The 22,486-nt window shown below is 62.8% G+C and carries 19 protein-coding genes; 3 read left to right on the top strand and 16 right to left on the bottom strand.

From position 1 onward, the window contains the following. Position 1 precedes the first annotated feature (1 nt). Positions 2 to 997 carry an aldo/keto reductase gene (locus tag ACLEJU_RS17765; RefSeq protein ID WP_435423136.1) on the top strand — a complete coding sequence of 332 codons (996 nt, stop codon included), beginning with the start codon at positions 2 to 4 and terminating at the stop codon, positions 995 to 997. A 29-nt stretch (positions 998 to 1,026) separates the two neighbouring features. Here ACLEJU_RS17765 and ACLEJU_RS17760 read toward each other — a convergent pair whose 3' ends face one another. The 4 genes from ACLEJU_RS17760 to ACLEJU_RS17745 form a co-directional block, all read right to left on the bottom strand. Further along, positions 1,027 to 2,373, bottom strand: coding sequence for an MFS transporter (locus ACLEJU_RS17760; protein ID WP_435423137.1), 1,347 nt, complete (start codon positions 2,371 to 2,373; stop codon positions 1,027 to 1,029). Between the two features lie 147 nt (positions 2,374 to 2,520). Next, positions 2,521 to 2,838, bottom strand: coding sequence for an NIPSNAP family protein (locus ACLEJU_RS17755; RefSeq protein ID WP_435423138.1), 318 nt, complete (start codon positions 2,836 to 2,838; stop codon positions 2,521 to 2,523). Continuing rightward, entirely contained in the window at positions 2,838 to 4,556 is a 1,719-nt protein-coding gene (locus ACLEJU_RS17750) for an FAD-dependent oxidoreductase (protein WP_435423139.1), read from the bottom strand. Before ACLEJU_RS17750 ends, ACLEJU_RS17755 begins: the two co-directional genes overlap by 1 nt. Continuing rightward, positions 4,553 to 5,380: an SDR family NAD(P)-dependent oxidoreductase gene (locus tag ACLEJU_RS17745; protein WP_435423140.1), complete on the bottom strand. Its 828-nt coding sequence runs from the start codon at positions 5,378 to 5,380 to the stop codon at positions 4,553 to 4,555. Before ACLEJU_RS17745 ends, ACLEJU_RS17750 begins: the two co-directional genes overlap by 4 nt. Positions 5,381 to 5,557: 177 nt before the next feature. Here ACLEJU_RS17745 and ACLEJU_RS17740 point away from each other — a divergent pair, with 177 nt between their 5' ends. Then, positions 5,558 to 6,436, top strand: a complete 879-nt coding sequence (locus tag ACLEJU_RS17740; protein WP_435423141.1) for a helix-turn-helix domain-containing protein — start codon at positions 5,558 to 5,560, stop codon at positions 6,434 to 6,436. Between the two features lie 132 nt (positions 6,437 to 6,568). Here ACLEJU_RS17740 and ACLEJU_RS17735 read toward each other — a convergent pair whose 3' ends face one another. The 12 genes from ACLEJU_RS17735 to tssI all read right to left on the bottom strand — a co-directional run bounded on the left by ACLEJU_RS17735 (position 6,569) and on the right by tssI (position 20,773). Beyond that, positions 6,569 to 7,633: a lipocalin-like domain-containing protein gene (locus ACLEJU_RS17735; RefSeq protein WP_435423142.1), complete on the bottom strand. Its 1,065-nt coding sequence runs from the start codon at positions 7,631 to 7,633 to the stop codon at positions 6,569 to 6,571. Beyond that, positions 7,623 to 10,070: an FtsX-like permease family protein gene (locus ACLEJU_RS17730; RefSeq protein ID WP_435423143.1), complete on the bottom strand. Its 2,448-nt coding sequence runs from the start codon at positions 10,068 to 10,070 to the stop codon at positions 7,623 to 7,625. The genes ACLEJU_RS17735 and ACLEJU_RS17730 overlap by 11 nt, the downstream gene beginning before the upstream one ends. After that, positions 10,067 to 10,726, bottom strand: coding sequence for an ABC transporter ATP-binding protein (locus ACLEJU_RS17725; protein ID WP_435423144.1), 660 nt, complete (start codon positions 10,724 to 10,726; stop codon positions 10,067 to 10,069). The genes ACLEJU_RS17730 and ACLEJU_RS17725 overlap by 4 nt, the downstream gene beginning before the upstream one ends. Before the next feature lie 188 nt (positions 10,727 to 10,914). Continuing rightward, positions 10,915 to 11,688 (bottom strand): IclR family transcriptional regulator, encoded by a 774-nt coding sequence (locus ACLEJU_RS17720; RefSeq protein ID WP_294337322.1) that lies wholly within the window; start codon positions 11,686 to 11,688, stop codon positions 10,915 to 10,917. A 69-nt stretch (positions 11,689 to 11,757) separates the two neighbouring features. After that, the gene (locus ACLEJU_RS17715; RefSeq protein ID WP_435423145.1) at positions 11,758 to 13,215 is read right to left on the bottom strand and encodes an amidase; all 1,458 of its coding nucleotides are present in this window, start codon (positions 13,213 to 13,215) and stop codon (positions 11,758 to 11,760) included. Continuing rightward, complete coding sequence (locus ACLEJU_RS17710) at positions 13,212 to 14,522, bottom strand: citrate-proton symporter (RefSeq protein ID WP_435423146.1); 1,311 nt, start codon at positions 14,520 to 14,522, stop codon at positions 13,212 to 13,214. The genes ACLEJU_RS17715 and ACLEJU_RS17710 overlap by 4 nt, the downstream gene beginning before the upstream one ends. Positions 14,523 to 14,606: 84 nt before the next feature. After that, the gene (locus ACLEJU_RS17705; RefSeq protein ID WP_435423147.1) at positions 14,607 to 15,782 is read right to left on the bottom strand and encodes a M20 aminoacylase family protein; all 1,176 of its coding nucleotides are present in this window, start codon (positions 15,780 to 15,782) and stop codon (positions 14,607 to 14,609) included. Positions 15,783 to 16,088: 306 nt separating this feature from the next. Continuing rightward, positions 16,089 to 16,259, bottom strand: coding sequence for a hypothetical protein (locus ACLEJU_RS17700; protein WP_435423148.1), 171 nt, complete (start codon positions 16,257 to 16,259; stop codon positions 16,089 to 16,091). A 112-nt stretch (positions 16,260 to 16,371) separates the two neighbouring features. After that, positions 16,372 to 17,091: a hypothetical protein gene (locus ACLEJU_RS17695; protein WP_435423149.1), complete on the bottom strand. Its 720-nt coding sequence runs from the start codon at positions 17,089 to 17,091 to the stop codon at positions 16,372 to 16,374. 10 nt (positions 17,092 to 17,101) lie between these two features. Beyond that, entirely contained in the window at positions 17,102 to 18,322 is a 1,221-nt protein-coding gene (locus ACLEJU_RS17690) for a PAAR domain-containing protein (protein ID WP_435423150.1), read from the bottom strand. Further along, on the bottom strand, positions 18,319 to 18,912 hold the full coding sequence (locus tag ACLEJU_RS17685) for a DcrB-related protein (protein WP_435423151.1): 594 nt from the start codon (positions 18,910 to 18,912) through the stop codon (positions 18,319 to 18,321). The genes ACLEJU_RS17690 and ACLEJU_RS17685 overlap by 4 nt, the downstream gene beginning before the upstream one ends. Positions 18,913 to 18,931: 19 nt before the next feature. Beyond that, the gene (tssI, locus tag ACLEJU_RS17680) at positions 18,932 to 20,773 is read right to left on the bottom strand and encodes a type VI secretion system tip protein TssI/VgrG (protein WP_435423152.1); all 1,842 of its coding nucleotides are present in this window, start codon (positions 20,771 to 20,773) and stop codon (positions 18,932 to 18,934) included. A 1,137-nt stretch (positions 20,774 to 21,910) separates the two neighbouring features. Between tssI and ACLEJU_RS17675 the strand changes: the two genes are divergently transcribed. Then, a complete protein-coding gene (locus tag ACLEJU_RS17675; RefSeq protein ID WP_435423168.1) occupies positions 21,911 to 22,486 on the top strand; it encodes a hypothetical protein in 576 nt (191 codons plus the stop codon).

Here is a 22,486-nt window from a genome sequence, read left to right as displayed (position 1 = left end):
GATGCAATACGTCAAACTGGGCACCACCGGCCTGGATATTTCGAAACTGTGCCTGGGCTGCATGACCTTCGGCGAGCCAGACGCCGGCACCCACCCATGGACCCTGGGCGAAGCCGACAGCCGCCCGATCATCCGCCACGCCGTCGAGCAGGGCATCAACTTCTTCGACACCGCCAACAGCTACTCGGCCGGTACCTCGGAAATCATCCTCGGCAAGTTGCTGAAGGAGTTCACCCGCCGTGACGAGACGGTGATCGCCACCAAGGTGTTCTTCCCCGCCAACATGTGGGAAGGCAGCACCCGCCCCAACGAACAGGGCCTGTCACGCAAGGCGATCATGGCCAACATCGATGCCAGCCTGGCCCGGCTGGGTACCGATTACGTCGACCTGTACCAGATCCACCGTTGGGACTACCACACGCCCATCGAAGAGACCATGGAAGCCCTGCACGATGTGGTCAAGGCCGGCAAGGCGCGGTACATCGGTGCTTCGTCGATGTACGCCTGGCAGTTCGCCAAGGCCCAGCAGGTCGCAGCCAGCAACGGCTGGAGCCGCTTTGTGTCGATGCAAAACTACCTCAACCTGATCTACCGCGAGGAAGAGCGCGAGATGATCCCGCTGTGCCTCGACCAAGGCGTCGGCCTGATGCCATGGAGCCCGATGGCCCGCGGCCGGCTGACCCGGCCCCATGGGCAGCAGACCGAGCGGACCCGCACGGACATTTCCGGGCAGTCGTTCTACGAGAAGACTGAGATGGAAGATGGCCGGGTGATCGATGTGGTCGAGCAGATTGCCGGCGAGCGCGGGGTGCCGATGGCGCAGGTGGCGCTGGCCTGGGTGCTGGGCAAGCGCGGCGTGTCGGCGCCGATTGTCGGGGCCTCGAAAGTGGCGCAGCTGGACGATGCGATTGCGGCGTTGGCGTTCCAGCTGAGTGATGAAGAAAAGGCTCGACTGGAAGCGCCGTACGTACCGCATGCAGTGACAGGCTTCAAGTAAGCCTGCACCGGCCTCTGCGCGGGGCAGGTCTAGACCGATGGGAGTACATCTGTACTCCTTTCGATATTGGCGTGCCAACCTTGCAGCAGCACCGCCAATGCCGCCAACCCCGCCGGCACCAGCAACGAGGCGAACACCTGGGCGAAACTCCAGCCCAGCGCCAGCATCTGGGCACCGGCAAAGGCGCTGAGGATGGCACCGAAACGGCCGATGCCACTCATCCAGCTGGCCCCTGTGGCGCGCGCCTCGGTCGGGTAGAACGCCGCCGCCAGCGCATTCATGCCCACGCTCGCGCCGTTCAGGCCAAAGCCCACGGCCCAGGCGATGGCGCACAGCCAGGCGAAATCACCGGCCACCTGGCCAATGGCGAAAATTACCGCACCACTGAACAGGAAGGTCAGCATCAGCACCCGCTGCGGGTGACAGCGGTCCATCGCCCAGCCCACCGAAACTGCTCCAACCGGCCCGCCGATCTGGAAGCAGGCGGTGACGATGGCGGCTTGCGACACCGAGAAGCCCCCGCCCTCCTTCACCAGGGTCGGCAGCCAGCCGCTGAACAGATAGACCAGGAACAGCGCCAGCACATAGCCCGCCCATAGCATCAGCGTGCCGAAGCGGTAGCGTGGCGAGAGGATGGTGCCGATGGCGCCGCCCTTGTGCGCGCTGGCGGCGGGCACCACGAAGGTGCTGTCGGGCCCGCAGTGTGCCGGTGCCAGGCGCTGGACGATGCGCCGGATGCGCCGCGGGTCGGCACCCTGGCTGACCAGGAAGGTCACCGACTCGGGCAGGTGCCAGCACAGCAACGGCAAGACTAGCAGCGGCAACACCCCGCCCACCGCCAGCACACTGCGCCAACCCAGGTTGGGGATCATCCAGGCGCTGACGAAGCCGCCCAGCGCCGCACCCAGCGAGAAGCCGCAAAACGCCAGAGTGATCAGCAGCGAGCGGCTACGCGCCGGTGCGTATTCACTGACCAGGGTGCTGGCGTTGGGCATTGCCGCGCCCAGGCCCAGGCCGGTGAGAAAGCGCAGCGCGACCAGGGTTTCCAGATTGTGGGAAAAGGCCGAGGCCAGGGTCCACAGGCCGAAGAGCAGCACGCTGCCGAGCAGTACCGCCTTGCGCCCGTAACGATCGGCCAAGGGGCCTGCGACCAGGGCGCCGAGGGCCAGGCCGATCAGTGCGGCGCTGAGCACCGGCCCGAGGGCCTGGGCACCGAGTTGCCAGTCGCTTTTCAGTTGTGGGGCGATGAAGCCGATGATCGCGACGTCCAGGCCGTCCAGGGCGATGATCAGGAAGCCGAGGAAGACTACCCATTTCTGGTAGGCACCAATGGGTTGCTGGTCGATCAGTTGGCGTATGTCGATTGGATTGTTCATTTGCCTAACCTCTTGTTGTTCTTATTGAGGCCATTCACGGCAGTGCGGCGACCCGACACGCCCACTCCCACAGCTACTCCACAATCCTGAGGATCACTCATACCTGTGGGAGCGGGCGTGCCCGCGAATTGGCCGGAACAGGCAACATCAATTGCGCAGGTACACCGGCTTGATGATCCGCGTCTCCTGTGCCACCACCAGGTCGCGGGTAGCCTGCAGGTACGCAGCAAAATCCGGGTCGGCATCACGCGCCGCACTGCGCCGCTCGAAATCCTCCAGGCTGTCATAGCCCCACAGGTGCACCACTTGATTCAGCGGCCCGATGCTGCTCACGTAGAACCCCAGCGGCGTGCCTAGGTGCCGGCGCAGAATAGGCATCGCCAACTGCTCGAAGGCTTCGAGAAACGCGGCCATGCCGCGCGGTCGGATGGTGTAGATGCGGTGGTCGACAATCGCCTTGTCCATCACGCCACCTCCCGTGCCGGGTCGGCACTGGCCAGCCCCTGCTCGAACCCGGCCAGGTGCCGCCCGGTGATGTAGCCGAAGGTCATGATCGGCCCCAGGGTGATGCCCGCGCCAGGGTAGTTGCCGCCCATGATGCTGGCCCGGTCGTTGCCCACCGCATACAACCCGCTGATGGCGCGTCGCTCACCATCGAGCACCTCGCCGACCACGCTGGTTCGGATGCCATCGAAGGTGCCCAGGTCGCCCATGACCACCTTCACCGCGAAATACGGCCCTTCGCCCAGTGGCGCCACGCAAGGGTTGGGCTGTTGTTGCGGGTCGGCCAGGTAGCGGTTGAAGGTGGTGCTGCCGCGGCCGAATTGCTGGTCCTCGCCATGCACAGCGCCGAGGTTGTATTCGCGAACCGTGCGCTCCAGGCCTTGGCCATCGATGCCCGCCTTGGCTGCCAGCTCGGCGAGGGTGTTGCCCTTGAGCAGGTAGCCATTGCGCAACAGCGGCCCCAGCGGCATCGGTGCTGGCTTGGCATAGCCCAGGCCGTACTTGGCCAAGGTGCGCCGGTCGCAGACCAGCCACATGGCGGTCTCTGGCTGGTCGGCACAGGCTTCGATCAGTGCCGCGCCGACATCGTGATACGAGTTGGATTCATTGGTGAAGCGCTGGCCTGAACGCAACACACCGATCACCCCAGGCTTGTAGCGATCGAGCAAGTGCGGGAACGCCACAAGCTTGCCACCCGCCATCGGCACCTTGGATACCGGCATCCAGGCCGCCGCTGCCTGCAGGCGGATATCCACCTTGCCACCCAGCGCCTCGGCCATGCGCGCACCATCGCCAGTGTTGCCGGCCGGCACCGGCGAGAAGTGCTCACCGCCACGGCGCACATGCGGGTAGGCCTGTTGCAGGCGCTGCAGGTCATGGGAGAAGCCACCGCACGCCAGCACCACGCCGCGGCGCGCCTCGATGCGCAACTCGCCCCCCTCCTGCTGGGCCAGTGCACCGCTCACCCGCCCGCCTTCGCGCAGCAGTTGCCGCGCCGGGGTGCCGGTGAGGATCGGGATGCCCAGGTCCAGCGCCGACTTGACCAACCGTGCCGCCAGGGCATTGCCACTGGTTACCTGGGTGCCGCGGCGGTACAGCAGCAGTTCCTTGAAATGGGTCAGCAGCCGTTTGGCCACATAGGTGAACGAGGCCAGCGAACGGGTGACGTTGAAGAAGTGCTTGAGGTCGGCATTCGACGAATTGAACATCATGCCGATGAAGGTGATGGTCTTCAGCGGTGGGCGCAACCGTGCCATGTCCGCACCGAGGCCGCGGATATCGTAGGGCGCGGCCAGGATCGAGCGGCCGATATCGACACCGCCCGCGACCTGCGGGTGGTAGTCCGGATACAGCGTGGGGACGAACCTGACCGTGGTCTCGCGCTCGAAAAACTCGACCATCTGCGGCCCATACTGCAAGAACGCTTCGACGCCAGCGGCATCGAAACAGGCACCGCTTTCGTTGCGCAGGTAGGTCAGCGCCTGGTCATGGCTGTGGTTCGGGTCATGCCGGTTGCCCGGCACCCACAGCACGCCGCCGGAAAACGCCGTGGTGCCGCCGAAGCAGTCGTCCTTCTCGATCACCACCACATCGAGCCCATGCTTCTTCGCGGTGATCGCCGTCGCCATGCCACCGGCCCCGGCGCCGATTACCAGCACATCGCAGCTGCGCGTGTTCATGCCTTCACCCCCTCGAAGCCAGGGCGCGGGATCAGGGCCATGGGCATGCTCTCCAGGCCACCATCCACAGTCAGCTCGGCACCGTTGATGTAGTCGGCGCGCGGGCTGGCGAGGAACAGCACGGCGTCGGCGATATCCTGCGGCTCGCCGATGCGCTGGTTGGCGGTCATCGCGCTGCGCTGGCGCTCCACCTGCGGGTCGGCATAGAACGCCGCCGACAGCGGCGTGCGGATCAGCCCCGGGCACACGGCATTGCTGCGCACGCCTCGCGGCCCCCACTCCACGGCGATCTGCCGCGACAGCATGCTGACCCCGGCCTTGGCCGCGCTGTAGGCGCCGCTGTTGGGCTGCGGGTAATGCGCGGCAATCGAGGCCACATGCACGATGCGCCCCTGGCCACGGGCAAGCATCGCGCGACCGAAGCCTTGCGCACACAGCAGGTAGCCGCTGAGGTTGACCGCCAGCACCTGGTTCCACTGCTCCAGGCTCAGCGCCTCCAGTGCCCCCGGGCGCAGCACGCTGGCATTGTTCACCAGCACATCGCAGCGCCCATGCAGCGCCTGCACCTGGGCGGCGGCCTGTTCGACGCTGGCCGGGTCGGCGATGTCGCAGGCCAGCGCGCTGACTTCACCGACACTGTGCTCACCCAGGCTGGCTGCGAGCTCGCGGCACTTGTCGAAGTCACGGTCCAGCAGCACCACGTGCGCCTGTTGCTCGACCAGTGCGGCGGCCAGCGCCGCACCGATGCCACCGGCCGCACCGGTGACCACGCAAACGGCTGAATCCAGGCCCAGCCAGTTGGAGGAAATCTTGTTGTTATGCATGCTGCTCTCCAGAGTGTCGCTTGATCTGGTGAACAGCCTAGGGCCGAGGGGCCGGCCGGCAGAATGGACAAAACCTGCAAGCGTCGCCACATTCCGGTCAATTTCGTGCCTGCCACCTGAAGCCTGCGCCTGGCTGTGGCACAGTGGCCGGGTAGCGATCAGAACAATTACAACAACATGAACAAGATCCCCAACTACGCCCTGTACGGCGAAACCGCGCAGCCGGTGTGGCACGAGTACCTGCATGTGGAGCAGATCTCCCAGCGCTCCGGCGCGCACAACTGGGAAATCGCCGCGCACCGCCACGACGGCCTGCTGCAGCTGCTGTACCTGCAGAGCGGCAGCGGCGATGTGCTGTTCGACAGCGAGCGCGTGCAGGTCTGTGCACCTTGCGTGGTGTATGTGCCGGCGCAGGTGGTGCACGGCTTCCATTGGTCCGGTGCGGTCGAAGGCCAGGTGATTACCGCTGCCCAACCACCGCTGGAAAGCATCGCCCAGGTGCTCGCCCCAAACCTGCTGGCACCGATCCGCAAGCCACAGGTCATTGCTCTGCCCGATTGGTCCGCCGAAGCAGACCCGCTGCTGCCGCTTTGCCTTGCCCTGCGCGAGGAGTACCACAACCGCGCCCGCGAGCATGTCGCCAGCAGCATGGCACTGCTGCTGACCCTGCTGATCCAGGCGCTGCGCCATGCGCAGGAGGCACCTGACCTGGCGCAGCGCCCGGCGTCACGGCGCAGCCAGCAGCTCACGGGTTTTCGCGAACTGGTGGACAGGCATTACCGCGAACACCAGCCGTTGGGCTTCTATGCCAGTGAACTGGGCATGACCCTGGCGACGCTGGGGCGCTTGTGCCAGGAGCATCTGGGGATGACCCCGATGAATGTGATCAACGCCCGGCTGGTTCTGGAGGCCAAGCGGATGCTGGGGCATTCGGATGCGAGTGTGAAGGCGATCGCTCATGAACTGGGCTTTGCCGATGTGGGGTACTTCAGCCGGTTCTTTCGCAAGCAGTGTGGGGTGAGCCCGAGTGCGTTTCGCGGTGACAAACCTGGTTGATGTATTGCCCGTGGCGGCCTCTTCGCGGCTAAAGCCGCTCCTACAGGTATTGCACGGGTTTCAAAGACTGTGCAGTCCCTGTAGGAGCGGCTTTAGCCGCGAAGAGGCCCTTGGCACCCGTACATGACTGGGCTAATACCCCGTCATCTCCAGATACCCCCGCCCTTGCGTACTGCCACTCACCCGCACCGGCCCTTCCCAGTAGGGAAAGCGCGTGCCCATCCAGGCCTTGGTCTGCACCGCCTCGACTTGTACATCCAGTTGCACGGCGGCCACTTGAACGCGCCAGCGGGTCGGCACGCGCTTGCCGTTGGCCTGGTCGGTCCAGGCCAGCGGCGTCAGCTGGACCTCAGCACCCTGCAACACACGCAACTGCCCGTCAGGGCCAACCCAGGTGCCAGCGCGGTACGGCTGCCCCTGGTCCTCCCTCACCTGAAACAACATCAGCTTGGCGCCACTGCCCAAGTGCAGCGAAAACCAGTCCCAGCCGCTTTGCCCGGCCGCCAGCGGCTGGCTGCTCCACTCCCGGTCAAGCCAGGCCTGACCGGTCACCGCGATGCGCTGCCCGTCCCGCTCGACCTCGCCGCTGACCTGGTAGAACGGCTGGCTGTAATAGTACGAAGCCTGGCCCTTGCCCGACTTCTCGCTGTAACCCCGGTCGCCGTGCAGCACCAGCGGGTGGTCGCTGGCCAGGGTCAGGTCATAGCTAAAACCCTGGCCGCTGGCACGCATCTGCAAACGGTGGATGTTGTCATCGCCTTGCAGCGACCAGTCGTTGATCCACGCCCGGAACGGCCCGGTTTCGACGCCGGCCTGGCCAATGCCGCCACGCGCCAGCGTTTCACTGATCTGGTGGGCACTCGGGTCGGTCAGGGCCGCGTGGCCCATCCACAGGTTGGGGCTGTTCCAGCCTTGGGTTTCGGGGCCGGGGCGCAGGGCCGAGCGAAACAGCGTCCATTGCACGCCCCAGTCACGGCCTTGGGCATCGCGCAGGTTGGCGGTGACGTACCACCATTCGATGCGGTAGCCGTCGTGGGCGCCGTGGTCGCGAGGGAACACCAGCGCGGAATTGCGTGTGACCTGCCTGAACGCAGCCGCCTCGGCACCAAGGCCGGCATAGCTCCTGGCCGGCGGCGCAGGTGCATCACACCCGGCCAGCAGCAGGCAGGCCAGCAACAGCCAGGTTTCAACCTTCATCAGTGAATCGCCGCAATAATTCGCCTGGCTGGCGCCGTGCCAATTGCCACAGCGGCCAGGCGCTGGCCAGCAGGCTGGTCAGTACGCCGAGTGCGGCCAGTTGCGCGAGTTGGCTGGCAAACACATGCCAGGGCAGCCGCCAGCCGAATGCCTGCACGTTTACCACCGCCACCAGGCACCAGGCCAGCAGCAGCCCGAGGGGGATCGCCAGCAGCACGGTGAAACCGCTGAGCATCAGCGTCTGGCCCAGACTCAGCCAGGCCAGCCAGCGGCGTGGCACACCCAGCGCCCACAACGGTGCGAGCTGCCCAAGGCGCTGCTGGCCCAGGGTCAGCTGACTGATGAATAGCGCCACGCCAGCGACGCCGAGGGTGAGGCTGTTCAGGGCTGCGGTGACGGCGAAGGTACGGCTGAATATCTGTGTCGACCAGGCTTTCAGGCTGGCCTGCTCGACCACTTGCGATTCGTCCAGGCCGAAGCGCTGCTGCAAGGTGTCCTTGACCGATGCAAGGTGCCCAGGCTGGATCAGCAGACTCAGACTGCTCAGGCTGGCCGTCGTCGCATGCCGGCGCAGCCAGTCGGCATTGACCAGCACATGCCCTTTCGGGTTGCCATAGTCGGCGTGAATGCCCACCACCCGCATGCCTTGTGGCGGATCGCCCGGCAACTGAACTTCATCCCCAATGCCCACGCCCAGGCGCCGCGCCAGTTGTTCGCTTAGCAGGGCGCCCTCGCCATTGGCCACCTGCTGCCACGCTTTCGGCGCCTGTTCAAGCAATGGCCAGTGGCCGCGGTAGAACGGATGGTCGATCACCCCTTGCACCTGCACCGGCCACTGTTGCAGGCGCCATTCTACTCGCCAGCTCGGCAACACGGCATTGACGTCAGGGTCATGCTGCAGCTGCTGATAGACCTGCAGCGCCTGAGTGCTGTCGCGGGGTGTGACATACAGGTCCGCAGCCAGGCGCTGGTCGAGCCAGCCGACGAAGGTGCGGCGGAACCCTTCGGTCATGCCGCCCACGCCGACGCTGGCGGCCAATGCCAACAGCAATGCCATCAGCGCCAGGCTCAGCGCCGGCAACTGCTGGCGGCTGTCGGCGACGAACCACTGCACCAGCGGCCGTCGGGTATGCCGCGCCAGGCCAGCGAGCAACAGGGCCAGGGCACCCGGCAACAACAATGCTGCCGCCAGCAACAGCCCGGCAAGCAGGGTGAACGCACTGGGCAGGCTGTTGCCAAAAGCGCCGCAGCCAAGGGCAATCATCGCCAACCCTGCCGCGGCCAGTGCCTGGCGCTTCAGCCAGGGCACCTGGGCCAGGCGCCAGGCCTGAGGTTGAGCCAATGCCAGCAAGGGCAACCGCGCTGCGCGCAACAAGCTGTCGATGCCCGCCAGCAAGGCGCCGAGCAGGCTCACGGCAATGCCCACCAGCCACCAGTACAACGGCAGATGCAGGTGCCCGGAGACCTGGGCGCCATACAGGCCACGCAGGCTGGAGGCAAAATCGGGCAGCAACAGTGCTGCCAGCAGATAGCCCGCTGCCACACCTGCCAGGCCACCCATCACGGCGAACAACCCAAGCTCCAGGGCCAGGGCCGCCAGCAACACCCTCAGGCTGACACCACAGGCGCGCAAAGTGCGCATCAGGCCCCGTCGTTGTTCCAGCGCCAGGCCAATCGCCGCATGGGCGATGAATAACCCGACCACGAAGGCCAGCAGGCCGAGGGCCGTCAGATTCAGATGAAAACTCGCGGTCAGGCGTTGCAGGTCGGTGTCATCGTCCGCTGGCTGTACCTGCAAACGTCCGGTGAAGGCCGGCGGCAGAGGCTGGTCGGTGTCGCTGATCAGCCGTGTCAGCTGACCCGGCGCACCCAGCAAGGCCTGGGCCACGCCGATATCGACCAGCATCACGCCGGGCGCCAGCTGTTCATCGAGGATCAGCGGCGGCAACGCCTGGCCATCGACCGTGCGCAGCTTGCCCGCCAGTTGGCGCAAGGTATCCGGCCCGACCCAGGCTTGCCCGGTTGTGCCGATGAAGGCCTGCAGATCGAAGCGCGCCGGGTCAGTACCGGCGACGGCCATGCCCGGCAGCAGGCTCAGCGGCTCGATGCCGATCAGCCTGACGGAGACGGCTGGCTCACCGGCCAAGCGCAAACGCCCCTCCAGCACTGGCATCACCTGCCAGCCTTGCCTGCGCAGTTGCACGTAAAGCGCCTGGTCGAAACGCTGACCATCGAGAGCAACGATCTGCCGGTGCGCTGCCCCGCTCAGCACAGCACTGGCCTGGGCATAGTCGCTGCGCGCCTGGGCGTTGAGGGCCTGAACTCCGGTCCACAGGGCTGTGGCTAGCCACAGGCCGGTGAAGATGCTGAGGCACTGTAAGCGATGGCGCCACCAATGGCTGCCCAGCGCCTGCAGGGCGATCAGCAGGTGGCTCATGACCCTTGCACCCGGCCCTGGTGCAGCACACAGCGGTGCTGCAGGCAGGCGGCCAGGCGCGGGCTGTGGGTTACCATCAGCACGCTGCTGCCGGCCTCGCCGACCAGTTGCAGCAGCAAGGCCAGCACCTCGTCGCTGCTGGCTTCGTCGAGGCTGCCGGTGGGTTCGTCGGCAAGCAACAGCGCTGGCCGGCTGGCCAGTGCCCGGCCGATGGCGACCCGTTGCTGCTGGCCGCCCGACAACTGCTCTGGATAGCGGTCCAGCAAAGCCGCCAAGCCCAGGCGCTCGGCCAGGTAGGCCAGCCACTGCCGGTCGTGGCGCTTGGCCAGGCGCGCCTGGAAGGCCAGGTTGGCGGCCACATCGAGGCTGCTGATCAGGTTGTACTGTTGGAACACCAGGCCTATGCCCTCCCGACGCCAGCGGGCCAGGACGGACTCGCCATGGCCGTGCAGGGGCTCGCCGCCGATGAGGATGCGCCCGCTGTCGGCACGGTCGAGGCCGGCGACCAGGTGCAGCAAGGTGCTTTTGCCGCTGCCGGATTCGCCCATCAGTGCCAGGCTGCTGCCGCGTGCGAGAGACAGGTCGACGCCGCGCAAGACCCGGAGTGGGCCCTGGGCGGTGGGGAAGGATTTTTGCAATTGCTCGATGACCAACATTGGGGCTTGGCCTTTAGACTCGGTTCAGACTTAGGCATAGCTGCTTGCAGCGCTTGTTGGCAAATGCTTGTGTTGTCTTTGAGGGCCTATTCGCGGGCAAGTCCGCTCCCACAGGATCACCACAGTCTTCAAGTTCGTGCGGTACCTGTCGGAGCGGGCTTGTGCGCGAATAGGCCAGAACAGGTGACCTAGTTCACCAACGCATGCTGCACTTCCCCCACTGTCGCCGCCAGGCTGTTCAGGTGCAAACTCAACACCCGCTCCACCGGCGCCTGATCCAACGGCCAGTGCAAGGCAATGCTCCCGGCCAGCTGCCCCTGCACCCGCACCGGCAAGGCGATCGCCCGAATCAGGAACGGCAAGCGCACTGGATACTCCCAATACCCCTCGGTGCGCTGCCCGAAGCCCTTGTGCGCATCCCCTTCCAGGTCACGCAGCAGCTCTTCACCGCCCACCCGCTCATGCCCAGCCAGGCGCCGCACCTCGTCCACCGCCAACTCCTTCAGGCAGGCCCGGCCCATCGCCGAATGGAACAGGCTGGCATGCTGCCCGACGATCTGGCAGTTGTTCGGATAACGCTTGCGCAACACCTGCGGAATCGCGCTTTCCATCACCTCCAGCCGCTCACCGTCGAAGCACGACAGGTCGACCACCAACCCGGTGCGCTCGCTCAGTTCCAGCAGCAGTGGCGCGGCGCTTTCCACCAGCTGGCGCTTGAAACGCTGCTGGCGATCGCCGAACAGACGGCGGGCGCACAAGCGGTAACGCCGGTCGCTCAGGCCGCGGTAGACCCAGCCCTGTTCCTGCAAGGTCGCCAGCATGCGCGAGGCCGTGGCCTTGGGCAGGCCGGTGAGGTAATGCAACTCTTCCAGGCCCAGGGCCTGGTGCTCGCCAAGCAGTTCGACGATGGCCAGTGCGCGCTCCACCGAGCGCACGCCACCGCTGTCTGTCGCTGTGCCCATGTCTCCGACCTCCCTGTCTGTGCGTGGATGGTCATCATGCCCAGCAAGATACGGGCCGGGCCAGCCCTTTCAGCGTGCCAACAGGCTCGGCGGCGGGCGCCGCTCCACCCAGCGGGTCAGCTGTTCATGGGCGTAGGCCAGCTGCAGCACGGCTTGGTCGGCCTGGGCCGGGCCTATGATCTGCAGGCCCGTCGGCAACCCGGCGGCATTGAAGCCGACCGGCACGCTCATGCTCGGCAAACCGGCCAGGGTCGGCCCGATCACCACCTCCATCCAGCGGTGGTAGGTGTCCATGGTCCGCCCCCCAACTTGCTTCGGCCATGCCTCGGCTGCGTCGAAAGGGAACACCTGGGCCGAGGGCAACAGCAGGAAATCGTAACGTTCGAACAGCTTGTTCAACGCCTGGTACCACGCGCTGCGGTCCACTGATGCCTGATAGACAGTTGCGGCACTGAGCTGCAAGCCGCCCTCCACTTCCCATTGCGCCTCGGGCTTGAGCAGCGCCCGCGTGCCCGGGTCGGCATAGGCCGCTGCCAGGTTGCCGTGCACCAGAAAGTGGCGGTGGGTGAGCCAGCACTGCCACAACCGGGCCTGATCGAACGCGGGCTGGCACGCCTCGACTTCACAGCCGAGCTCGGCGAAATCGGCAAGAGCCGCTTCGCACAGGGCCAGCACGCCGTCTTCCATCGGCAGATAGCCGTCGTAATCACCCAGCCAGCCGATCCGCGCGCCCTTGAAATCACGCTGCAGCCCGGCCGCGAAATCCCGCCCGCCGTCATTGAGCGACAACGGCACCCGCGAATCATGCCCCGCCTGCACCGTCAGCAAGCGGGCGACATCGGTAACGCTGCGCCCCATCGGCCCCTCGGTGGCCAGTTGCTGCAAGAACAGCTCCGGCGTCGGCCCATAAGGCACCCGCCCCAGCGATGGGCGCAAGCCGAACACGTTGTTGAACGCCGCCGGGTTGCGCAGCGAGCCCATCATGTCACTGCCATCGGCCACCGGCAGCAGGCGCATGGCCAGCGCCGCCGCCGCGCCACCGCTGCTGCCACCGGCCACACGGGTGGGGTCGTAGGCATTGATGGTGGTACCGAACAGCGTGTTGTAACTCTGCGAGCCCAGGCCGAACTCCGGTACATTGCTCTTGCCGACGATGATCGCCCCGCTCGCCCGGACCCGCGTCACACTGATGGCGTCGTGTGCCGGGACCTGTTCAGCGAACAGCGGCGAGCCCAGGGTGGTGCGCAGGCCGGCAGTGGCAGCCAGGTCCTTGATCGCCTGGGGCATGCCGTGCATCCAGCCTCGGGACTGGCCCCGCGCCAGATCGCGGTCGCAGGCATCGGCCTCGGCCAGCAATTCATCGGCGCCGCGCAGCGACACCAGCGCGTTGACCTTTGGGTTGCAGCGCTCGATATGGCCCAGGTAAGCCTGCATCACCTCGCGACACGCCACCTGGCGGGCATGAATGGCCTTGGACAAGGCCTCGGCGTCGAGGGCGACGATCGGGTCGATAGCTAACGCGTTCACGGTTTCACTCCAAGGTTGTAGGCGACGGCCTTGCCGGCGCGCGGTGCTTCTTTCAGGCAGTAGGTGCCGAGCAGGGTCAGCAGGCAGGCGAACAGCACGTAGAACGACGGCGCCACCGGGGTGCCGAGCACCTTGCTCAGCCAGGTGACGATCAATGGCGCGAAGCCGCCGAACACCATCACCGCCACGTTGTAGGCCACCGACACCCCGGTGGAACGCACCTCGACCGGGAACTGCTCGGCCAGGGCGGTCGGCGCCGGGCCGAAGAAGCCGCCGATGGCGCTGCACAGCAGCAGCTGCATCACCAGCAGGCGCTCAATCGACGGCGCCGCCGCCACCCACACATACAGCGGGTAGACCATGACGAAGAACGCCAGGGTGAAGGCCATCAGCACCGGCCGCCGGCCAAGCCGGTCCGACAGCGCGCCGGCAAGGGGGATGACTACGGTCATCAGACCCACCGCGAGCATCTGCACCAGCAACACCTGGTCCAGTGGCAGGCCAAGGTTCTTGTGGGCGAAGGTCGGCATGTTCACCAACACCACGTAGAACGACACCGTCGCGCCACAGGCCAGGCCCATCGACACCAACAGGGCGCGGCGGTGCTCACGCAGAACCTGGCCCAGGCTCGGTGCCTGGCCCTTGGCCTGCTTGCGTGCTTGCAGAAACTCCTCGGGTTCTTCCATGTGCTTGCGAATCCACAGCCCCACCGGGCCGATCAGCAAGCCGAGCACGAACGGGATCCGCCAACCCCAGGTGTCCAGCGCCTCAGGTGTGCACAGGTGAGTGACCAGCGCGACCATCGCCGCCCCGGAGAACACCGCCAGGCACTGCCCCACCAACTGCCACGAGCCATACAGGCCCTTGCGGTTGGCCGGCGCGCTCTCCACCAAGAACGCCGTGGCACTGGCGTACTCACCGCCGGTGGCGAAGCCCTGCAGCATGCGCGCGACCACGATCAGCAGCGGCGCGCCCATGCCGATGGCCAGGTAATTGGGGGCGAAGGCGATCATGGCGATCGACACCGTCATCAGGCGGATGATCAGCTGCATCGCTGCCTTGCGCCCCTTGCGGTCGGAATACACACCCAACAGCACCCCGCCCACCGGGCGCATGAAAAAGCCCACACCAAAGGTGGCCAGGGCCATCAGCAGCGAGGCGTATTCGTCGTCCGAGGGGAAGAACTGGCGGGCGATGATGCTCGCCAGAAAGCCGTACACGATAAAGTCATACCACTCCAGCGCATTGCCGATGACCGCCGCCACCACTTGCCGGGTACGCGACGCGCCTGTATTGGAAATCTGCATGCGGAACACTCCATCTTCTGTTCAAGTGATCACCCAGGCGCAGCTGCGCCCGGGTTCCAGCGGCAGTCGTCAATACAGGGGTAGTCAGGCCGGCTTGAGCCAGCTCTCGGCCATGGCGCCCCAGTAGGCGGCGCCGGTCAGCAGGATGTCGTCGTTGAAGTCATAGGCCGGGTTGTGCACCATCGGCCGCTGCATCCCGTTGCCGATGAACAGGTAGGCGCCCGGGCAGCGCTGCAGCATCCAGGCGAAGTCCTCGCTACCCATCAGCTTGCGGGTGTTGCCATCGACCTTGTCGGCGCCCAGCAGCGCTTCGCCGACCTGCTGGGCGAAGGCATTCTCCGCGGCATGATTGACCAGCACCGGGTAGGCCGGGCGGTGCTCGATGCTGGCCGTGCAGCCAAAGCTCTCGGCCTGGCTGACGATGATCGCCCGCACCCGCTCCAGGGTCTGCGCCCGCACCTGGGCATCCAGCGCCCGCAGGCTCAGGCGCAGCAGCGCCTGCTGCGGAATCACGTTGGCCGCCTCGCCCGCCTGCAGCGCGCCGACCGTGACCACCGCCGCCTCCTGGGCATCGATATTGCGCGCCACCACGGTCTGCAACGCCATCACCACACTGGCCGCCGCCACCAGCGGGTCGACCGTCAGATGCGGCATCGAACCATGCCCACCGACGCCCTCGATGGTGACCGTCAGCAGGTCCTGCGAAGCCATCATCGGCCCCTCGCGGAAGCCCAGGTGCCCGGCCGGCAGCCCCGGCATGTTGTGCATGCCGAACAGCGCATCACAAGGGAAGCGCTCCAGCAGCCCATCGGCGAGCATCGCCTCGGCCCCGCCCTGTCCCTCCTCGGCCGGCTGGAAGATCAGCGTCAGCGTGCCATCGAACTGCCGCGTCGCCGCCAGGTAGCGCGCCGCCCCCAGCAGCATGGTGGTATGGCCGTCGTGGCCGCAGGCGTGCATGCAGCCCTGGTGGCGGCTGCTGTAGGCGGCGCCGGTGGCCTCGTGGATCGGCAACGCGTCCATGTCGGCGCGCAGGCCCAGCTTGCGCGGGCTGCTGCCATTGCGCAGCACCCCGACCACACCGGTCTTGCCGATGCCGGTGTGCACCTCATAGCCCCACTGGTGCAGCAGCGTGGCGACCAGGGCCGAGGTGCGACTTTCTTCGAAACCGAGTTCAGGGTGAGCGTGGATGTCGTGGCGAATGGCGTGCAGGTCGCTGGCCACGTCGTTGAGCCAGGCCAGGATGTGCTGGTGTTGCTGCATGGGGAATCTCCTCGCGCGGGTGGGTCCCGTTCTTGTTGTTCGCTTTGAGATCACGACGGGGAAGGCAGGTCGTGCTTGGCGACAGATAAGCGCGAGTGGCGAGGGAGTACAAACGAATGTGGTTCCACGCAGTGGAACAGGTTGGGCGGCAGCTGCGAGGGAGAGCACCCGTACTACTTCAATTTCCAAGGGCTGCAGCGCGCCTTGAAGGTGCAACTGTCTTGCTCGACATCTATGGGCTGGCGCGATCCCTGTGGAAGCGGGCTTGACCCGCGAACACGGGCGAAGCCCGTGCCAACCAATCACCTATTCAACGGCTTGCCGCGCATCGTGGTTCACCTTGGCCAGTAACTGGCCGATGGAGTCACGCGCGAACAGGGAACTGCGCTCGGGGCGCTCACCGCCTGCGCCGTAGCCGATTTCGTCCAGGCGGTCCGATGTGTCGTAGGCGAGACGGTACGTCGACAGTAAACTCATTTATAAACAGAGAACAGAAAAGGCCGCCTCGATTTCGACGGCCTTTATTTGAAACACACTGTTGAGGACTATTGCCGCCCCAGAATCTTAACCTCCTTTCTGGAGAATCCAGTCAGCTAGTAAAAGCAAATGCTTCCAAAGCCTCAAGCAACTGCGGACGACTTAAAACCACTTCATCCTTCCGATTGCGGATGAATGTAAACTCCCCAGCCCTGGGGGAAAGAATTTCGACCACGTCCCCCTTGTAATTTGTAACCTCAATGAAACCATTAATAACACCACTCAGATTATCCACTTCCGCGAGTAATGTTGGATATTTCATCAGGACACCGGCCTCATGGGTACCAGCTTCAGTGCCAGGATTATCAAAGTAAACGTTAATCTTTGGGCAAACGCTTCTATCCCAGCGAAACACTGGAATCAAACGCTGAATCATCTCTTTAAATTCGCGTTCGGACTCGCCCCCTGAAAACTCACACCGGTGAATCGGGATACACAAATACAAGTTTTCACGCTTACCTTCCAGCCGTCCTTTCAGACTACCATGATAGGTATTAGGCACTGCCAGCGCGTGCGTAAATCCATACTCATTAGGTTGAATTGCAAAAATTTCTGGCTTGACTTGAGTCAATGTGCTCGGCGCTTGCGCAGTCACTTTTGCAGCAAAATCTCTATTAGTCATGTTTTCGGATATAACCAGCACATCCTTGTCAGGCGTGCTATTCAGGCAATATTCATAAGTGACCTTAGGAAGATTGTGCTGAAAAAAATAACAACCCGAATATTCTTCCACGCTAGCAAAGGACTGCAGCAGATCATCTTTAGAGAACATATCAACCTCACTACTCATAATCGGGACCAACGTCCTGCCTGTACCTCACGCCTTCTGCCGCCATTTTTGCGCCATCAGAGCTATTAGCAGAGCGTAATCGAATACTCATATTATCTGTTTCATTGTAGAAATCATTTCGAGCAGCGCGCGTGGAATTATAACCCTGTTCATTCCAATGTTCAACGACTGCCTTGTTGTGCTCGATCGTAATTCTAGGATCGTTCCTGCTCACAACTTCCATATCAGCTGTAAGAACTTTGCCGGCATCCGGCCCGTCTTTGATAGTATTAGCATCCAGAACTTTATCCTTGACACCGGCACGATAACCACTTGGATACTGAGATTTTCGATTATACTGAACAGGCTCTGCTCTGCTCTTAATGAACCTACCATCCGCCCCTCGCACAGGCGGCGTAGGCTCTATAACTTCAGGCGGTATTTTTTTAGGAACTATTTTTACGTTCCCTAGATTCGAGCCTAAGCCCTGCACCTTAATTTCATATCGTGCGTCGAATGCTTTCCCACCTTTGGCACCAATACCGCCGCCCAACAGCGCGCCGCCAAACGCCATAAGCTTCTGGCCGTCGGAGCCTTCACCAAAGAGCTCACCACCCGCCCAATGTCCAGCCATTCCACCCGCAATACCGCCAACTAACCCCGCTATCACTATTACAGGACTGGCGAGCACGAAGGCGCTAGCGAGCCCTAAAGCCATAACAGCCCGCTCAAGCAACACCGGGACCTCAGGGTCAATTGTGTCTGTTGTCTCTGTCCCTCCCCCAATATTTACATTGGGGGATCCAGCGCTTATTTTCGCATCACAAACCGTCCGATCACCAACACGAGCTGCGGGCTGGCCATTGATGTAGACCGAATCGCTTCCTTGAGCTATCGCCTTCGGAGCACCCGAATGGTCAGAACATTCGACGCTATCTTGATGAGCTCTGGCAGCCGGTTTTCCATTTATATAGACGTTACTTGAACCAGATCGAATTTTGCCCGTTTCACTACAGGCGAACGACAAACTCCCAATGAGTTGTCCAATCCCCGCGCCAGTAGCAGCTCCCGCACCGACCATTGCAGCCAGCGCTACAGCTCCGAGCCCCCCAGTCCCAATAACGGCAATACCAATCAGGACCGCACCAGCCCCAATCGCCAAACCGGCAAGCAGTCCACCTAAGGCGCTTGAATGCTCGATTGGATCGTCAAATCTCGCAGCGGCGCCACTCATACAAGCCCTGCCTGTTCTGCGCCCCCCTCAGCCGTAAGCGGATAACGCAGCTGGATACTTTCAACTACGCTATCAAACGCACTACGTTCATCAACCGTCATGCCTTTCGGATTATTACTTGTACCGGTAATCTGCATAAGCAAAGGTTGATTTTTTTCATCTTGGTGGAGAAAAATCAGCTGTACCTGATGAACGGGTTTCCCCTGTTGTCGCCAACGAAACTCTACACGGCGCGCTTCCAGGCCAGCGACAACGGCAGGAGAAACCGGCTCTATCCACTGAACATGTGATAGGGACTTACCGAGCTCTCCAAGTAACTGCTGTGCAACTATCTCAAGATCAGCATCGGGCTCGACTGGCGAGCGCCCAACTACCAGGGAGAACGGACTCGGGCCTATGTCTGTCAGCGTGAAAACATGAAAGGTTTTATCCTTCAAATTTTCAGGCCTGATAAAGCTTAACTCATTAGTAAGGAAGCACTCGGGAACAGGCGGCTCCGCATTGAGTAATTCCTTTTCCAATTGTTCACGCTCAAGTCGTTCCTCACGCTCACGCCGCTCGGAAATCCGGTCGTAGATGTTAGTACGCATGAACTTTCCCTGTCTGATATCAAGACTTGTTTAAATTGATAACCGTGCTTCCCGCAACATCCACTATGATGCCGGAAATTGTAATTGTCCCATTAGAATTCATTACCAGCTTGCTACTACCTACTTCCAGAGTGATTGAAGTCGCAGCCTTTATTTTAACCGCTCCCTGATCAACCGTTACAAAATACGACCCCTCCTCGACCGCAATGCTGGTTTCCAGCCTTATGGTTTCGGAATGTTTTCCCTCAACTTTGATTGTTCTGTTGCCGCCCACCTGAAGACTATCGTCCGCCTCAACCTCCGTATCCATGTTGCGTTCGGCGTGCATGATGATCTGTTCGGCGCCGGCCTTGTCCTCGAAGCGGAAGAAGTTGGCGGTACCGCCGTCACCTTTCATCGATCGGGTCAGGAAACCACTCTGGGTCTTGTTCGCCGGCAGCGACCATGGCGGGGTGTTGCTGCTGTTGTACAGGCTGCCCATGATCAGCGGGCGGTCCGGGTTGCCGTCGAGGAACACCACCACCACTTCGTCGCCGACGCGGGGGATCTGGATGCTGCCGAAGCCGCCGCTGGCGCCGGACTGGGCAACGCGTACCCAGCAGGAACTGTGGTCGTTGTGCTGGCCCTTGCGGTCCCAGTGGAACTGGATCTTCACGCGGCCCAGTTCGTCGGTGAAAATCTCTTCGCCTGGCGGGCCGACGATGATCGCGGTCTGCGGGCCGGCGATGGTCGGCTTTGGCGTGCTCAGTTGCGGGCGGAACGGGATCTTCTTGCGCACGCAGGTGAAGGTGTTGTAGTAGCTGGCCTGCTGGCCGCTGAGGTAGTTGTTGTGGCCTTCGCTTTCCACGCTCATCAGCAGGAACTGGCGGTCTTCGACGGCGCCCTGGTCGTGGCTGTAGTGCTGCAGCAGCTCGAAGGTGTAGCCGGGCTTCATGGCGCGGCAGTTACTGGCGCCTTCGAACTTCTTGCCACGCAGCTCCAGCGCCTCGATGCGCAGGCGCAGCAGGGTTTCGCCTTCGTCGTAGGTACCGTGGGTGTACTGGCCGGGGAAGTCGTAGATCTCGAAGTTTTCCACGTCGCCCTGCTTGTTCACGCTGTTCATCGCCACCGGCAAGCGGTTGTTTGGCTGGCGGTAGTCGAAGGTCTGCGTGGCCATCTTGCCGGACTGCAGCTGGCGGTTGCCGCTCCACTGGGTGATGGAGTCGGCGGTCTCGGTGACTGAAGCGCTGTGGAAGCGGATCTGCGGTTGCTCGGGGATGTCCACCAGCGTGCTGGAGTCATCGCAGATGATCATCGTGTGGCCTTCGGCGGTGTGCTCGAAGTAGTAGAACATCCCCTCTTCCTCCAGCAGGCGCTGGACGAAATTGAAGTCGGTTTCGCGGTACTGGGTGATGTAGGTGTAGCGCTTCTGCGGGCGGGTCAGGCGGAACTCGTGGCGGGAGAACGCCGGGCACAGGGCGAACACTTCGGTGACCACTTCCTCGACCGTGTTGCCCTGGAAGATCCGCGTGTCGAAGCGGTTCTTGAGCATCGAGAACCATGGATTGAGGGTGGCGGTGTAACGCGCCATGCCACCGTCGCTGCCGATGCTGGCAAAGCGCGTAAGGTAACCGGTGATGTAGCGCGGGCCGCCTTCTGCCAGTTCGATTTCGATGCTGACATGCTGGCCCATCATGGACTTGAGCGGCACGCCCGAGTCTTCGCATACCAGCAGCAGTTCGTAGTTGAACGCCCGCGACAGGGCCTCGACGCCCTTGAAGGTTTCCAGCAGCAGTTCCTGCTCGGGGTTAGCCAGGTTGTGGAACTTGAACAGGCGGCGGTTCTGCGGCGACAGCAGCGCGGAGGCCAGGTCCATGATCATGCGAAATCTCCTTGAAAACACGGCCAGCACGCTAATGCGATGCTCAGCTACAACTCTGTTCTTGCGGGCGTATTCGGCATGCGCGCATCACGCGCGTGCCCCGCGGAATCATGCGACTGCCAGCATGATGGAAAGTGCCATCATGCGTTGAATTTAATGCGACCTGGTTCACATTACCGAATGCCAGGCAGGCAGAAGCGCCCAAAAGGAGACACCGGCAAATGATGCCCTGTCAACACATCGCAAGCCTTGTAACGCTGAGCTTAGAGCCGCGCAAAGCGATATCACATCGCCACTTTTCGCAACCATCACTGCTGCGCCGAAGCGCTACGGACCACCGCCGAATGGCCCGTAGCAGAAGGTTTTTCAAGTGGTGATCGGAGCCCATACCTGACCACGCCAATTCGAGCTGTCCGCTACCTATTACGTCCACGCCGCTCGCGGAGAAAAATGTTTCATAACGTGGACTGGTTCAAACTCTTCGGCATTCATCCATTCTGGCAAATGGCTAGCGTGAGCACTGGCCGTACTGGCACTTGCGGCAAGCGAACAGCCATGATTCGGGCGACGATACTCAATTGCCATCTTTGCCGCACACCCCTGTCATGAGAACAATGAACGCTCCGCCGGATCCTCACCCAAATCTTGAGGTCTGACGCGACATGCTGCGCTCGCCGCCGAAGCGCCGCCCACCTCCATGGACAGTGAAGCGAAAATGGATCTTTTGACCAGTATCCCCAGCTGGGGAGACATCGAGCGCAATCTCGAGCAGAAATTCAGCGAGCCCAACCGGAGCGTCGACAGCGGCCTGAACAGCACCCACGAAGCCTGGGACGGGTTCAGTTGCCGAGTGAGCAATGGTGCCAATCTGGCCTATGACTACCTGGGGGGGTCAGCGCGTCGACAACATACGCCAAGCCATCACCCCGATGGAGTGGCACGACATCCCCGGGCGCTACTTTTTCACCGAAGAAGGGCTGCAGCAGTATGCCAACCTCGAGCAGGCCTTCGCCGAGTTCCGCATCGAGCTGACAGGAGGCGAGTCCCCTACCCTGCGCAAGCTCAAGTCGCGTATGGGGAAAAGCCTTCACAGGGTGATGGACGGGCAGCCTTGTCCTCCCTTTCAAGGCGGACCCAATGACCTCGGCTGGCAGCGATACTGGATCAATAGCATTCAGACTTCGAGCTGTTCTGACCTTACTCATCTGCGTAAGCGTGGGTCTGTTCGCCGTCTATTGGCTAATAACACAGGTGCTTCCCATTTACGGCCAGATGTGGCGTCTCGCCTCTGTTATCGAAGTCCCATATATGGCTTTTGGCTTGCTGATGGCTCCACCGGTCATGCTCGCTTGTGTCATTGCCAGTGCTTTTGCGATATGTACAGGCGAACGATTCGCACCACCCGCCATGTCTGTGTTCGGAAAGTTCCAGATCGCGATGCTGAAAGCCTCTGTCTACTCATTAATTGTGGTAGCGCCCCTCACAGCCATTCTCACCACGGTAGCGCTCAACAAACTAGACTATACGAGTTGCCCCCAACTCAGAAAATCTGGATCGGCCTGGCAGACCTATTGGGTAAGTCACCCTGGCTTTTGCTTTGTCCCTGACAGCTATACAGAAAACAGGTGGCCTTGCAAAAATATAGAAGGCAAAAGTTATGCATCACCATGGATGAATAAGCAGGGACTGTTCAATCCACCAGCGCAGCGCTAA

The organism is Pseudomonas sp. SMN11, from assembly GCF_052041945.1.
Classification (GTDB): domain Bacteria; phylum Pseudomonadota; class Gammaproteobacteria; order Pseudomonadales; family Pseudomonadaceae; genus Aquipseudomonas.
Note: the sequence above shows the minus strand (reverse complement) of the source record. Positions and strands in the feature narration are given on the sequence as shown.